At 52.5% G+C, this 12,472-nt stretch carries 8 protein-coding genes and 1 rRNA gene; all 9 read right to left on the bottom strand.

All coding sequences use genetic code 11. The features are described 5' to 3' along the window. Positions 1-77: 77 nt before the first annotated feature. A complete protein-coding gene (locus tag ACFQ88_RS19755) occupies positions 78-983 on the bottom strand; it encodes an N-acetylneuraminate lyase (RefSeq protein ID WP_379455900.1) in 906 nt (301 codons plus the stop codon). A 49-nt stretch (positions 984-1,032) separates the two neighbouring features. Beyond that, complete coding sequence (locus ACFQ88_RS19750; RefSeq protein ID WP_379455898.1) at positions 1,033-3,750, bottom strand: exo-alpha-sialidase; 2,718 nt, start codon at positions 3,748-3,750, stop codon at positions 1,033-1,035. A 58-nt stretch (positions 3,751-3,808) separates the two neighbouring features. Beyond that, complete coding sequence (locus ACFQ88_RS19745) at positions 3,809-4,828, bottom strand: sialidase family protein (RefSeq protein ID WP_379455896.1); 1,020 nt, start codon at positions 4,826-4,828, stop codon at positions 3,809-3,811. A 49-nt stretch (positions 4,829-4,877) separates the two neighbouring features. Next, positions 4,878-5,762: a carbohydrate ABC transporter permease gene (locus ACFQ88_RS19740; RefSeq protein WP_379455894.1), complete on the bottom strand. Its 885-nt coding sequence runs from the start codon at positions 5,760-5,762 to the stop codon at positions 4,878-4,880. An 18-nt stretch (positions 5,763-5,780) separates the two neighbouring features. Further along, positions 5,781-6,740 carry an ABC transporter permease gene (locus ACFQ88_RS19735; RefSeq protein WP_379456819.1) on the bottom strand — a complete coding sequence of 320 codons (960 nt, stop codon included), beginning with the start codon at positions 6,738-6,740 and terminating at the stop codon, positions 5,781-5,783. 193 nt (positions 6,741-6,933) lie between these two features. Continuing rightward, positions 6,934-8,475, bottom strand: coding sequence for an extracellular solute-binding protein (locus ACFQ88_RS19730; RefSeq protein ID WP_379455892.1), 1,542 nt, complete (start codon positions 8,473-8,475; stop codon positions 6,934-6,936). 197 nt (positions 8,476-8,672) lie between these two features. Beyond that, the gene (locus ACFQ88_RS19725; protein ID WP_379455890.1) at positions 8,673-11,027 is read right to left on the bottom strand and encodes a helix-turn-helix domain-containing protein; all 2,355 of its coding nucleotides are present in this window, start codon (positions 11,025-11,027) and stop codon (positions 8,673-8,675) included. Between the two features lie 34 nt (positions 11,028-11,061). Beyond that, positions 11,062-12,141 carry a GntR family transcriptional regulator gene (locus ACFQ88_RS19720; RefSeq protein WP_379455888.1) on the bottom strand — a complete coding sequence of 360 codons (1,080 nt, stop codon included), beginning with the start codon at positions 12,139-12,141 and terminating at the stop codon, positions 11,062-11,064. A 239-nt stretch (positions 12,142-12,380) separates the two neighbouring features. After that, positions 12,381-12,472 (bottom strand): 5S ribosomal RNA (rrf, locus tag ACFQ88_RS19715); the annotation flags it as partial.

The following is a 12,472-nucleotide window of genomic DNA, read 5'->3' as shown; positions in this document are numbered from 1 at the left end:
CGTTTGCATGCAAAAAAGCCCCCCTACGGCGAACCACCGTAAAGGGACTGCTAATGGAGGACCCTGCCTGTACAGACTTACTTGCCTTTCCCTTGCAGAATCGGGGAGTTCGAGAAGAAGGCTTCCATGCCCGCTTTCTCCTCCTCCGTAAACTGTCTTAAAGGCTGGCGGACGGCTGGGGTGCGAATGATTCCTTGCAGGAACAACATATATTTCTCGTAAGGGATCACGTCATAATTCAGCATATGAGCGATGATTTCGTTGGCATTCGCCTGCAGGCTTTGCACAGCCTCCCACCGGCTGCTCGACGCTTGCGAGAACAGCTCCACGAATAGCCCGGGCATCATATTAAAGGTGCTGCCGATAGCCCCATCCGCTCCCATCAAGCTTCCTCCGGCGTACACCTCATCGTGGCCGTTCCAGATCAGGAAGCCGCTTCCGCAGCGGCTGCGGATTTGCTGCATTTCGAACAAATTAAGCGAAGTGAATTTCACGCCGAGACAGCGGGGATGGCGGGCCATCTGCTCGTAAAAGTCGAGAGACAGCTGAACGCCTGTCGCCCCCGGAAAATGATACACGATCATCGGAAGCTGCGAAGCCTCCATGATGGATTCGTAGTGTGCGCGAATTTCTCGCGGTCCGACCTTGTAATAAAACGGGACGACCGCCGATATCGCGTCGACGCCGAGCTCCTCGGCATGCCTTGCCAGCCGGATGCTCTCCATCGTGCTTATGCAGCCGACATGGGCGATTACGGTGACTCGGCCTCTGGCGGCACGCACGACGGTCTCCAGTACGGTCATCCGTTCTTCGCTTGTCAAAATAAAGCCTTCTCCGGTGCTGCCCCCCACATAGAAGCCTTTGATACCCTGTTCTATTTGGTGCTCCACCAACCGATTCAGCGATTCCAAATCCAAGCTGCCGTCTTCCTGCATAGGCGTCAACAGCGCCGTAAATATACCCTTGAATTTTGCAGTATCCATGGTCATGGTCTCTCTCCTCTGTAAAAAGCTGTTTTCGTTCTCAAGCCGCTTACTTCGATTGGTCGTGCGGAACCGTCACAGCTGCCGTTCCACTCGCCCGATTTCCCGCTTCGTCCTCTGCCGTATAGACGATGGTATATACCCGGCCCGCTCCGCCGTCGTTTCGCTCGGCTTTCAGAAGGAAGCTCCGGTCGTCGGTTCCGAACTGCGCTTCCTGCACGAAATCGTTCGCCGCGCCGCCGGAGCGCTCGCTGCTTGTTATGGAGTCGAGCACGACGGATACGTTGCCGGATGACCGATCCTTCGCATCAATGGTCACCTGGATAGGAATCCATTTGTGGTTCGGCGGCCACAGGCTGAGCTTATCCGGTGTGACGCTGAGCATCGGCGCCGTCTTATCCACGGGCAGCGTCAGCGCCTTGGGATCTTCTACGTGTCCCGCCCGGTCCGTACTCCGGTATTCCAGCCGGTTGACGCCTTCCGTATCTACTGCGACAGGAGCGGTATACGGCTTCCAACCGCCTCCGTTGAGCCGGTATTCGGTGCCGGCGGCTCCGGATAAGTCGTCGTAGACGGATAACGTCACCGTAACGTCGGAAGTATACCAGCCGTTCTTCCCGTTAGGCTGCTGAGGCTCCACCGATGCCTCCGTTACCGGCTTGGCTTGATCGCCGTTCCAGTACAAGCCCTTGATCTCATGCGCATTCATCGCATGCTTATAGATGCGCAGCTCGTCAAGCTCGCCCAGCCAATGACGGTTGTTCACCGTCCCTTTATCCAAGCCGACGAGCGGAGGTACGCTGCGGTTCGTAATGTCCATTCCGGCGCTGTCGAACGTCACGGCGGCGCTCGCCAATTCGCCGTTCACGTATACCTTCAGCACGGAGCCGTCCCTCACTCCGGCGATATGCGCCCATTGTCCGGCTTTGATTAATCCGGAAGGGGTCACGGCACTCACTTCGGCTTTCAAGGGCAATCCGGTCATATTCATCCGGACCGCGCCGTTTTTTTCCACGGCTAGCCACCATTGCGGCAGACCTTTGCCGGCTTGCCCGTACCAATAGATGATGTGCCGCTGCTGCACGAGCGCTTCGGGCTTCACCCATACGGAGTACGTAAAGTCACCCGTACCGGTATGCAAATCTTCAACGTTCGTTATCTCCGTATGAGCGCCGCTCCCGTTTAAGTAGAGCGATCCGCTTAACGCTCCCGCTCCCTGCCGCAGGACAGCCCCGTTTTTCAGCAGCCCGGCGTGTCCCTTGCCGGTCAGGTCGGTAACGGTGGCGCCAGAGTTCGTCTGATCGAAATTCCAGTGCAGCATGAGCTCCGGCCTCTGCCTCGTTCGATCGATCCGTATCGTATAATCCCTCACTCGCTGCCCGAGCTTCGCTTGGATAGTTATCGTATCCAGCCCGGCAATACGGACGGCATTAGGAGCTCCAGCCACCGCCTGCACGCCGCTGATCGTGATCGTAATGTTTCCGTTCGAGGAGACGGGTGTTACCGTCACCTGCTCCATGTCGGGGAACACCTGAAGCCGATATTCCTCGATATCCCCGCGGAACACGGGGCTTAATGCTCCTTCGGGTATGACTACGTTGTCCAGATCGGGCTCGACGACAGACAGCCAGGCAAGATTCACCGTCGCGAACATGATCTTCTCGTAGGCGTTGTTCTCTCCGCCTTCGAACAGCAAGCCGACGTGCCCGTTAGGCAGCACCGTCAGGGACGAATAGGCGGAAGGCCCTTTGAATACGGTCTTCGCCATCGTCCACGTTGCGCCGTCGTCCTCGCTCAGGCGCAGCGTCATCTTCTCCCGGCGGTTCTCGTCCGCCGGGTTCGCGAACAGCAGCATCCGGTTGCCTTGCCCGTTGTCGGCCGGCATATACCGGATGATGCTCGCTTCGCAGATCGGATCGATCAGCTCTGCGGCATAACGGATCGGCGACCAGGAAGCCCCTTGGTCGCTGCTTGTCGAGATCGCCCGCCTCCTCACTTCCTGATGCGTGGAGAGCCGGTCGTTGTGCATCAGCGTGCCGTCCGTCAGCTCGACGACCGTAGCTTCGTTCGTTCCGGCAGGCATTCTGCCGCTCTCCTGCCACGTCAGGCCGTGGTCGTCGCTTTGCAGGTTGCGGCCGATAGCCGGAATGACGAGCCGCCCCTTGTGCGGACCATGCCGAAGCTGGATGCCGATGCCGGGACCTGTCGCATCCCACCGGGTATTCGGCTGCTGCACCTCGTTGAACCGGTTGACCGGCGCCGACCAGGTCGCACCTTCGTCGTCACTGTATGAGCTCCAGATCGTGCGGACTCCTCTGCTCGTGCCGTTGTTGATTTCCTCTATCGTGTCCTCGCCGTAATTATGGGTCATGAACAGCCATATGCGGCCCGTGCTCTCATCCTGTACCGGAGTCGGATTCCCGCAAGTGTTGACCCCGTCGTTGCAGACGATCTGCAGCGGCTGCCACGTGCGCCCTTCATCGAAGCTTCGCTTCAGCACCAGATCGATGTCTCCCGTATCGGATGCGCTGTTTTTCCGCCCTTCGGCAAAAGCCAGCAGCGTTCCTGACGAGGTCGTCAAATCCGAAGGTATGCGAAACGTATGATATCCTTCCGTCCCTGCTGCATATAGATCCATATTGCGATAATAAGGCTCCGTATCCGCCTCCTCTCTTTCAGCCGCCTGAACACCGGCGGCAAACAAGGGAATCGCCTGACCTAACGCCAATAAGAAAGCGATGATAAGCAAGAGTCGCTGTCTCCTCATTGTTCCTGCCTCCTTCTTCCGTTTCCTCTGCGGACGACGCGCACCTTCGCCCGAACGTCTATTCGAGCGGATAACGCGCCAAAGTAATGCGCTCATAGCATCTATCGTCGCCGCATTCGTACAAGCACAGCACCTGGCCGTCCTTCGTTACGGCCAAATCGGAATAGGCGGCCGGCCCTTCATGCAGCACCCGCTGCACAGCCCATGTCCTGCCTCCGTCCCGGCTGCTTCGCACCGTCAGCTTCTCTCTCGCTGTGCTGGCCGGATTCGAGAACAAGATGCCGCCCCGCCCGTCCTCCAGCACGGAGCCTTGGCATACCGGCTCCGTCAATGCCTCGTCCAGCGCGATATCCGACCAGGTGCGCCCTTCATCCCGGCTCCACGCGGAAGCGCGCCGATTGCGGCCATGGTAGCTCCGCATATTGATGTACACTGTGCCATCCTGCAGCTCGGCGACGGCGCATTCGTTCGTGTTCTCGCCTACGATGCCGCCGAGCTGCCAGCTTTCCCCGTGATCGTCGCTGTAGATCACATGCGCAGTGTATGGGCCCGACCGCCCTGCTTCGGGCTGAAGCACGGCATGGTTGCAGGGGACGAGCAGCCTGCCGCTCTTTAGCTGAACCGCATGGCACGGCCCGGTTGCATACCAGGTCCACTCCGGACGCTTCACATCCCGCGTGATGTTTCGCGGTTCGCTCCAATTGACTCCGTCATCGTCACTTTTCATGACGAGCACCTCTCTCGCCGCCCTCCCGGCGAGAATATCTTTCTCATGACCGTCCTCCGCATTGCGGCAGAGCAGCAGCCAGATCGTCCCTGTATCCCGGTCCTGAACCGGACAAGGATTGCCGATCGTGTTCGTGCCGTCATCGGCGATAATCCGATACGGCTCCCACGTTTTGCCGTGATCCCGGCTGCGCCGAACGACGACGTCAATATCGCCCGCGTCACCCGCCCCGTTTTTCCTCGCTTCGCAAAATGCAAGCACCGTGCCCTCCAAAGTAACAAGCAGGGACGGGATCCGATACGTATGATAGCCGTCCTGTCCTGACACAAACAATACGTCCTGCTGCAGCATCTTTATAAATCCTCCTCTTTTACTCCAGTGGTGTTCCAGCCTTCAGCTTTCATCCTTTGATCGAGCCGACCATGACGCCCTTCACGAAATATCTTTGAATGAACGGATACACGAACAAGATCGGAAGCGTACTCACGATAATGATCGCCGATTTCAGTGTCGCCGCCGGAGGCGGATCGTGAACGAACTCCAGCTGCGTCTCGTTTTGCGTTACACCGCTTAACAAAATATTTCTCATCACAACCTGAATCGGAAGCTTGCTCTGTTCGTTAATGTAAATGGAGGCGCCGAACCAGTCATTCCAATGATGGACCGCATAGAACAGCCCGATCGTAGCGATGGCCGGCATCGACAGCGGAACGACGATTTTCCACAAAATGACCGCCGGCGACGCCCCGTCAATAATGGCCGACTCCTCCAGCTCCTCCGGCAGGCTCATGAAAAAATTACGCAAAATGAACAAATTCCACGCACTCACCAAACCGGGAATAATAAGCGCCCACAGCGTATCCTTAATGCTCAAGTTGTCGATGAGCATGTATGTCGGAATCAGCCCGCCATGAAATATCATCGTAAGAAAAATGATCAGCACCAGCCCGTTTCTACCCGGGAGCTGCTTGCGCGATAAGCCATATGCCAGCGTCGCCGTAAACAGCAGATTGAGGAAGGTCCCGACCACCACCTTGAAAATCGTCACTTTATACGCATTAAAAATGAGCGGTCCACGATTTAAGAGCAGGTCATAGGCGGTAAAATCGAGCTTTTCCGGAATGAGGACGAACGCCCCTCTGCGCATCGACTCCTCCGCACTGATGAACGAGGTGGACAGTACCGCTACGAACGGAATCAAGAACATCAGTGACAGCATAACCAGCACCGCCATATTAACACCGTCAAACAACCTCTCGCCTGCCGTCGGCTTTAAGGAACTCATCCAGACTTCCTCCTTTCATTACCAGATACCCGTCTGGTTCATTTTTTTGGCTATATAATTGGCTCCAAGAATGAGAATCATGGCCAATAGGTTCTTGAACAAGCCGACCGCCGTAGCAAACGAATAATCGAGTGAAATTAACCCTTCCCGGTACACGTACGTATCGATAATATCGGCGACCTCGTACACGGCCGGAGAATACAGCAGCAATACCTTCTCGAAGCCTGCATTCAACAGACCGCCGATGGAGAAGATCAGCATGATCACGATAACATGCGTAATTCCCGGCAGCGTAATATGCCACATTTGCCGAAACCGGCTAGCTCCGTCCATTCTGGCCGCCTCGTACAAGCCCGGATCGATCCCGGACATAGCCGCCAAATACAAAATGCTCCCCCAACCGATCGTCTGCCATACATGAGATGCTACCAGAATCGTCCGGAAATAATCGGGATCTCCGAGAAAATGGACCGGCTCCCCTCCGAAAGCAACGACAATCGCGTTGACCAGTCCTTTATCGGTGGAAAGAATCATCATGACAAGCCCCGCTGCCACAACCGTAGAGATGAAATGCGGCAAATACGAAATCGTCTGAACGACTCGTTTGAACACAGCATGCCTCAGCTCGTTGAGCATTAGGGCCAAAATAATGGAGGCGGGAAAGCCGAAAAACAGCTTGTAGCTGCTGATTAACAGCGTATTTCTCATCACGTTCCAAAAATAATACGAATTCCAGAAGCGGATAAAATGCTTGAACCCGACCCATTGTCCGGTCAAAATCGCCTCGACGCCTTCAAAGGGCGAAATGTCTTTAAAAGCGATGATGACGCCGAACATCGGAATGTAGTCGAAAATCAGGAAATACAGCATGCCCGGGATGATTAAATAGTAGTAAAACCGGTGTATTTTGATCGCGGACCATAGCTTTTTCCTGGAAACGGACTGCCTGGCGGAAGCGGAGGCTTGGCTAAGCGGCAGCTCTGCGTTTGTATTTGTATTCACACCTGCTTCCTCCTTTCAACAAAAATGATGCGTTCACGGTACGGCAAGCCGCTAGGGGCAGGATCCTGCAGCGAACGGTCCCGTCCGTCCTTATTCCCGAACGAGCTCGTCGCTCATTGCAAGATATAAGCGTACTCCCGCCCTACGCAGCTTCCATTCGATCAAATCCTCACTTCTTCTTTTCGTTATATTGTCTCGTGTACTCTTCAATCCATTTGTCCAAACCGGCTTTGTATAACTGATCGATGTATTTGTCAAAATCGCTCAATGGTCTTGCGCCCGTAACGAATTTCACCAGCTCCTCACTGCGCAGACGGTCCAAATCGCCTAATGTAGGGATTTTCTCCTGAAGCATTTTTTTATCGTACATGATGGTTGCGTCTACCGGCATTTTCGCCACGCTCACATTCAGTGCTTCCTTGTTCAAATAATCCGCATGCATTTTTTTGACCGGATCGTTGAAGCCGTATTTATTTTCCGTAGCAATGCCGAGCGACACCATGTACTCGCCAGCATACGACAAATCCTTGTTTAACAGCTCAATATCGAACTTGTTGTTCCCTGTATATTTCCAGTTCGTTCCGAAGGCGGCGTTCAGCGTGTTCGTCGGCATATCCTGATATTGATAATTGATGAACTTCATTACCGCATCCGGATGCTTCGCTTTCTTCGTAATGACCATTGAGCTGGTGTTCGCTGCGGTTGCTGTGATTAGCTTTCCTTTTGGACCTTGAATATCCCGCACGATCTCATAATTCGCTTCCGGCGGAAGGCTCGGCTTGATTTGCGGGAATAGCAGCGTGATTCTCGAATACCACATGGTCGAAGTGCCCACCCGGTTCGTTTTCAGAAGCTCCAGCGGATCGAACTTGGCGAACGCTTCTTTATAGATGTAGCCTTTCTGGTACCAGTCGGCCATTTTGGCGACAAAATCCTTGAATCCGGGAGCAAGCTCCACCGGCTTCAGCTTCTTATCTGCAGGGTCCACCCAGTTGCTGTTCCCGTGCTCTACAAAGCCTCCCATCAGAGCATTCTTAATGCCATTCAGATCGGTCATCATTGGAATCGTATCGGCTTTTCCGTTGCCGTCGGGGTCCTGCTCTTTAAAAGCTTTGAGCACCGCCTCCAGCTCATCAATCGTTTGCGGAGTTTTCAAATTCAGCTTCTTAACCCAGTCTGAGCGAACCCAAGTCGGGTAATGAACCGATGGTACCCCACGGGGTATTCCCCATATTTTCCCGTCCTTATCCTTCATGTACTCCCATGCTTCCTGTGGCCATGCTTTCTTAATGTCCTGCCCGTACTTATCGAGCAAATCATTCAAAGGAATGATAGCTCCCTTGGACGCGTATTCGTCCCAATTGCCTTGGAACGTGTCGATTTCATCCTTGGAGCCGAGCAGAAGGTTCAGCTTCTCCCCTTCGGATCCTTTTGGCGGCACAATCGCTATCGGTTCAATGCCCAGCTTATCCACGTACATTTTCTTCATCTCTTCGAGCTTCTCCGGCACGCTTCCCTCCGGCTTTTGGTTCAATGCGCCCGTGTTCTGATAAATATAAATTTTGGGCAACGCCTTCGCTTCACCGTTCCCGTTGGACGCCTCTTTCCCTTGATTTGCCACACCGCCCGTACCGGAGCCGGAGCATGCCGCTAATGCAGATGCAGATAAAGCAACAATGACGGATAGACTGATCGTTTTTTTGCTTACCATCCCTTTTCCTCCCTTTTGGCTTCAGATCCCGACATGCAGGACCTTGACTCTGAGCTAACGGTAGCATGCAATGTAAGCGTTTTTAAATAATAAATATCGTACATCCGTACTACGATTTTTACATATCAAAATGTTATTATGCATTTGCCAACAATAAACCCCCGCCACCGCTGCATCAGGCAGTGACAGGGGCCAGCTCAAGAACCGACTATTTTTTTATATTCGCCCGGCGTCAAGCCCATCATCTCTTTAAACACCTTAATAAAATAATACGAGTTACCGTAACCGACCCGCTTACCGATTTCATTGATTTTCATATCGCTCTCCGCCAGCAGCACCTTACTCCTCTCAATGCGGACACGCTTCAAATAATCGACGAACGGATGACCGGTGCTCTGCTTAAACAACCGGCTTATATAGGCAGGGTTCAAGTTCAATTGCTCCGCCACCGAGTTTAGGGAGATGTCCTGGCTGTAATCGCGCTCAAGAATATCGATCACCTTGGCAATGTGCTGGTTCCCTCTGGCACTCGTTTCCCGCTCAATATAAGCAACCGTAAGGCCGATAAGCCTGTGAAACCACCGCCCGATGCTATCCAGCGAATCCTGATCCAGCAGCTCACGGTACGGATCCGCTTCATTGCCTAGCACAGCGCGTACGTCAGCCCCCAATTGGTGATATGTATTCATAATTCCGGTCAGCAGCTGCATGAAGATCGGTTGGATATGGTTATAGTGCAGCGTGTTTTTACAGGCTTGGATCTCCATGACGATCTCGTTGAGCACCTGAATCGCTTCCGCTTCTCTGGCCGTCTTAATATGGCTGAGCAGCAGCTCCTCCTTCAACTTCGGATACGTAAATTCGCTTTCGCTGTCGATCATTCTATCGTCGATGGAGATGACATCCCCTTGCCCATACAAAATACGGTATTTGAGGGCTTCCAACGCTTCCTCATATCCTTGGGGTAAGTCCAGAATCGTCGGGCAGAGTCTTCCGATTCCCAGCGTCAGCTCGCTCTGCAGCTCGAGGTTCACTTCATCCAGCAGCTTTTGCGCAAGCTGGAACACCTGCTGCCGGTCGCTTCCCGGACAATGGACCACAATCGCAATTTTATCTTTCTCCGAATCCACCGCAAAATAGCCGTCCCGCATCACGGAACACCGATCAATCGCCTCGATGACCCGCATTTTGTAAAGATCGCTTGCGATCATATCGCTCCCCGTTATACGGCCGCGCCCGTCCTCCAAAGAGAGCAGCAATACCGCCAAATCATGCGATGCGATAGTGAGACCCAAGTAGTGCTTCTTCTCTTCCATTTCCTCCATGGTCAGAGAATGCCGGTGCAGCAGCGTATACTTGAACTTTTCGCGGTAAAACGGCAAGCTTTCCTCCAGCTTCTCTTTATAAAAATCCCTTTCGTGAATCGTAGATTGCACGAAGCTGCCTATACTATGAATTTCATCGGCATGCTCCGCCTTTCGCTCCCATTTGCCGATCGTAAGTGCACTAAGTAAAGAAATGGGCTTATACAAGCTTTTGGAGAAAAAGTATGCCAGCGCAACAGAGAGCAATAACAGCAGTAAAGCCGACAACGCTATGGTTTGCTTAATGGAAGCCGTTCCTTTCGAAAGCGCTTGCATATCCGAGATGCTTATAAACGTCCAATTTAACAGTTTGGATGTGGCGTGGCTGACCAGCATTTGTTTTTGATTCAGCTCCGTTACGAAAGAGCCTGTGCCGCCAAAGATGCGACTGTTATCCGGCAGTATGGTGTCCAGTGGCTTGAACATTCGGTGTGGATCGCTGTGGAACAAAACCGTTCCTTCGGGAGATACCACGTACATGTCATCCTGACGGTTCAGCTTGTTCATGATTTCGGTGTATATCAAAGCGGCATCGAGATTGATAATGAGGGCGTTCTGTCCTTTGGTTGATTTGTAGATGATGGATAAAACATGCTTTTCAGAGGAATGATACTGTTTGGCCATTCGGGTTTCCTTGGTAACAAGATAATGGGAGTCGGCTAGCGCACTGTACCAGTTACTATCATAAAAAGCTTCCGGAGGGAACTGCCTATTGGCTCCGTCGCTTTCCGAGGTCATGATGAGGTTTTTGTTCTTATCGTAAAAATAGACAGAATCGACATATTCGTTGGACGTCTTGAACGCATTGATCGTCAGAATCGCATTCTTCTTGGCCTCCAAGTATCCGTACAGGGCGGGCAAATCCTCTTTCAATATTTCTCCCTGTATCGCTTCATAGTAGCTGCCGTTCGGGTACCGCTCGAAGTCCTGAAAAGACTGATTCAGCACCAGCAGGTTGGAATTTTCCTTAATCCGGTTCAATACAATTTCCATCACGTTGATCGTTTGGTTCAAATATTGCAGCTTGTTTTTCCCCGTCTCCTGCTCGAAGGTTCGGGTCACTTTGCGGTACGCCACCAGATCGGACAGCAGATTAGGAATTGTGGCAATCAGTACGGTAGTCATGATCAGCTTGATGAAGAAGCTGCGCCTCTTCAACTTATTCAATACAGCAAACCACCGGAACATGTTTTTCTTACCTCCTTGTTCCTTGGATACTTTTTTATACAACAGGCCCTGAGCTTTCTCTAATAATCAATTCCGGCTGCAATAATAAGGTCGGGTTACGCAGAGAGGCGTCATGGTCGACAAGCATCTGAGCAGCTTGAACCCCCATCTCATAGGTCGGTAATTTCACCGAGCTCAACTTCGTCGGCAGGGTCTCGCATATGTTCGTATTGTCGCAGGCTACGATTTTAATATCTTGCCCCACTTTCAGCCCTAGCTCGGTTAATGCATCGTAAGCCCCTTTGGCAATCCCGTCGTTAAAGCAAAAAATTCCGTCCGGCCGTTCTTCCTGCCTGAGCAGCTGCTGTGCGCTGGCATATCCCTCCCCGTCCGTATCAAAGGTAGCTTCAAATACAACTTGATCCTGCCGCAGCGGCATGCTGGCTTCTGCGAGGGCGCTTGCATAACCTTGGTATCTTTCCGAAGACGTCGAATAGACCGGCCTTGAAATGAAGGCAATCCTCGTACATCCAGCTGCGATCAAATGCTTAGTTGCCATATAGCCCGCGTAAAAGTTGTTTGAGATTACCCTGGGAGCCTGGATGCCTTCCACCATACGATGGCAAAATACAAACGGGATTCCCGCCTCCGTCAGCTTATAAAAAGGTTCTAAATCGATCGTCCCGCTGATGGCCGGAACCATGATCATTCCTTGTACTCCGCTGTCTATTAACTTGTTTATGTGCTTCGTTTGCTTCTCATAACTATTATCTGTATTACAGATCAGCACATTGACATCATGATCGTTTGCTACGTCGCTTATGCCCCTGACGATACCCGGGTAAATGTAATGCAGGATATCGGGGATAAGAAGTCCCCATGTCGTTAGTTCGGTTTTGCGACGGACCGCACGTCCGCGTATCGCTTCCGAAACATAGGTTCCGCTTCCGTCCTTCGCGTACAGGATTCCTTCCCCGATCAATTCGGATATAGCCCTCTCGATCGTTGTCCGTGCAGCCTGATACACCTTGGACAAGTCCGTTCTGGACGGCAGCCGTTCATGCGGCCTTAAGGATGAAATATGCTGTATCAGCTGCTCCTTGACTTGTAAGTAACGAAGTGAATTGGTATTCATCGCGACCGCCCCCACACTATAATCTGTATTACTGATTCATACCAGACATACTAGTTTCTATGTTTATTATATTTTACCAAGGCATTTATTACCATAGATCGGCATAAAAAAAACCACAAAGCAGCGTTTTCGTTTTGACTTCGAAGTCAAACAGCTGCCTTGTGGCGAGGTCCGAGCTTATTTATTTTATTTGGAAATAAAAAAAGCAGCTGATCTCTAAGTAAGATCAACTGCTTTTTGCTTGGCGACGTTCTACTCTCCCAGGACCCTTCGGTCCAAGTACCATCGACGCTGGAAGGCTTAACGGTCGTGTTCGGTATGGGTACGCGTG

Origin of the sequence: Paenibacillus sp. NPDC056579 (assembly GCF_042793215.1) — a bacterium.
In the GTDB taxonomy this organism is placed as follows: domain Bacteria; phylum Bacillota; class Bacilli; order Paenibacillales; family NBRC-103111; genus Paenibacillus_S.
The sequence above is the reverse complement of the archived record's forward strand: the minus strand, read 5'-3'. Positions and strand labels throughout refer to the sequence as shown.

Excerpts from the sequence above, each read along its gene's own strand:
- ACFQ88_RS19730 (WP_379455892.1), bottom strand. The coding sequence starts at position 8,475 with ATGGTAAGCAAAAAAACGATCAGTCTATCCGTCATTGTTGCTTTATCT.
- ACFQ88_RS19725 (WP_379455890.1), bottom strand. The coding sequence starts at position 11,027 with ATGTTCCGGTGGTTTGCTGTATTGAATAAGTTGAAGAGGCGCAGCTTC.
- ACFQ88_RS19740 (WP_379455894.1), bottom strand. The coding sequence starts at position 5,762 with ATGAGTTCCTTAAAGCCGACGGCAGGCGAGAGGTTGTTTGACGGTGTT.
- ACFQ88_RS19750 (WP_379455898.1), bottom strand. The coding sequence starts at position 3,750 with ATGAGGAGACAGCGACTCTTGCTTATCATCGCTTTCTTATTGGCGTTA.
- ACFQ88_RS19745 (WP_379455896.1), bottom strand. The coding sequence starts at position 4,828 with ATGCTGCAGCAGGACGTATTGTTTGTGTCAGGACAGGACGGCTATCAT.
- ACFQ88_RS19755 (WP_379455900.1), bottom strand. The coding sequence starts at position 983 with ATGGATACTGCAAAATTCAAGGGTATATTTACGGCGCTGTTGACGCCT.
- ACFQ88_RS19720 (WP_379455888.1), bottom strand. The coding sequence starts at position 12,141 with ATGAATACCAATTCACTTCGTTACTTACAAGTCAAGGAGCAGCTGATA.